At 63.9% G+C, this 1,389-nt stretch carries 1 protein-coding gene; it reads right to left on the bottom strand.

The genetic code is table 11. From position 1 onward, the window contains the following. Positions 1-45: 45 nt before the first annotated feature. A complete protein-coding gene (locus tag JKL45_RS29525; RefSeq protein ID WP_201865323.1) occupies positions 46-1,374 on the bottom strand; it encodes an IS5 family transposase in 1,329 nt (442 codons plus the stop codon). Positions 1,375-1,389 lie beyond the last annotated feature (15 nt).

Below are 1,389 nucleotides of genomic sequence, written 5' to 3'. Positions count from 1 at the left end.
TAGTCGGCCCTGAATAATGCGGCGGCACGAGGCGGGCGCTGGATTTCAGGCGACCTGAGAAGTATCCGATTGCGCGAATGAACTGATCAGGGCTGCCATGAGCCAGGCGATAAAAAGCCTGAGCCAGTTCAGGATCAGCCGTAGATTGTGTCCGGCCGCCACGAGGAGCGCGTTGATCGCATCCCCGGCCGCTCCGAGCAGGTGATTGCGTCCCAGCCGCCCGTCCGCCTTCATGTGCCCGATCATCGGCTCGATCGCGGACCGGCGTCGCAGCTCCCGTTTGATCGTCGGCGTGAGCCCTCGCCGCTGGCGGGCGATGAACACGCGCTCCTTGTGCGCATAGTCATGCCCACGATAGCCCAGGTCGACGTAAACGCGTGCGGGCTCCACGTCCGTCATGGCCACGACCTGGTCGATCGTGGTGTTGAGCGTATGGCCATCATAGGGATTGCCCTCCAGCGCCTTGGAGGCGAGCACGAAGCCTTCGCGGTTCGTCACCGCCAGCGCGACCTTCGAGCCGAACTCGTACGGCCGATGCGCCTTGCCTTTGGCGATGCACACCACCTCGGGCGCATGCAGGCTGTAAAGTTTGTTCTTGCTCGTGCGCTCCTGCGTCAGAAGACGCTCTGTCAGGCCCAGCAGACGTGCAAAGCGAAGGGCGAGGCCCTCGTCACCAGCGACTTTCCTGGCGATGTCGCGATAGACCCGGCCCAAATAGGTCTTCAACCGCTTCAGTTCGCGGCGCATGCGCCGCATCTGCCGGGCATGGGCATAGCGCCCGACCTGCACGGCCGCGCGTTTGGCCAGGCGCGTGTGGGCCTGCCGCAACTCGAGGCCGTGCCGCTTGGCCTGCCGCACCAAAGCCTGCAAGGCTTTGAGGTACAGCTTGGCGTCGGTGGGATGGGTGATGGCCTTGGGCTGCACCGTGGTGTCGACGCTGATCCGTTCCAAACTGGAGGGCCGCACAGTGCCGCTCTCCAGCCCGGCGTGGATAGTAGCGGAAAGCAGTGTCTCCAGTCCCTCGGGTCCGAGCCGCTTGCGCCAGCGGGTGAGCGAGCTCGGATCGCAGGGCAGCTCATGCTGGAAGTACTCGCAGCCACAGAACCATTGGTAATACGGGTTCTCGATCCAGCGCTGCACCACCGCCTCATCGGAGAGGTTGAAGGTATGCTGGAGATACGACAGCCCAACCATCAGCCGGGTGGGCTTCGCGGGTCGGCCGAGCGGGCGATAGAAGCGGCCAAACTCATGATCGAACCTGTCCCAGTCGATCAGACTGGCCAGGCGAAACAGCTCGTGACGGTGGTCGAGGATCTGGTCGAGGCGGCTGCGGTAGAGATCGCCGGAGCTCAGCATCGTCGGCTTGGGTCCCATGGCAAAACACCGGTT

Source organism: Microvirga soli (assembly GCF_016734765.1).
Classification (GTDB): domain Bacteria; phylum Pseudomonadota; class Alphaproteobacteria; order Rhizobiales; family Beijerinckiaceae; genus Microvirga; species Microvirga soli.
This window is presented reverse-complemented; position numbering and strand designations above follow the sequence as displayed.